The following is a 658-nucleotide window of genomic DNA, read 5'->3' on the forward strand; positions in this document are numbered from 1 at the left end:
ACATCTGGCGGGGCGCTCAATGACCGAGTTGCGGGGAAGCATGCCCGCCATGGTCGATATCCCCGAAACACGGATCAAGGTGGCGGAGGCGGAGAAGTTCGCCATCGTCGACCGGGTAGCGGCGGCGCTGCGGACCGAGGGGGCGGAGATCAACGATACCGATGGCGTCCGGGTGAAGACCACGGATGGCTGGTGGCTGCTGCGCGCGTCCAATACGCAGGCGGCGCTGACGGTGCGTGCCGAGGCGCGGGATGATGCCGGATTGGCGCAGGTGCTGGCGGAACTGGACCGCTATCTCGCGGCGGAGGGCGTGCGGCGATAGGCGTTGGGGCGTGGCCTTCGACTTCGCTCAGGCTGAACGGTGGTTGGGATTAGCAGGATGTCGGGGGCTACTCCCCCAGCTTCTCGATCTTATCCTTCAGCGCGGCGAGTTCGGCCTTGAGCGCGGCCATCTCGTCATCCTTGCCGGCCGCCGGCGCGGGCGTCGGGGTCGGTGCGGGCGTGACTGCCCCCGGCTTGAACCCCTGCGTCGCCGCCTCGAACATCGCCAGGTTGCGCTTGGCGAGATCGGCGAACGGCGTGTTGGCGAACGCACCCTCGACCGCGGACTTGAACTGTTCCTGGTTGCGGCGGAAGCTGTCCATCGACGCCTCCAGAT

General features: G+C 67.5%; 2 pseudogenes. One reads left to right on the plus strand and one right to left on the minus strand.

Annotation, left to right across the window (positions count from 1 at the left end):
• Positions 1-322, plus strand: a pseudogene (locus BRX37_RS26420) (phosphomannomutase); the annotation flags it as partial.
• Positions 323-389: 67 nt separating this feature from the next.
• Here BRX37_RS26420 and BRX37_RS26425 read toward each other — a convergent pair.
• Positions 390-658: pseudogene (locus BRX37_RS26425) on the minus strand (polyhydroxyalkanoate synthesis repressor PhaR); the annotation flags it as partial.

Source organism: Sphingomonas sp. S-NIH.Pt3_0716 (assembly GCF_003950715.1).
Classification (GTDB): Bacteria; Pseudomonadota; Alphaproteobacteria; order Sphingomonadales; family Sphingomonadaceae; genus Sphingobium; species Sphingobium yanoikuyae_A.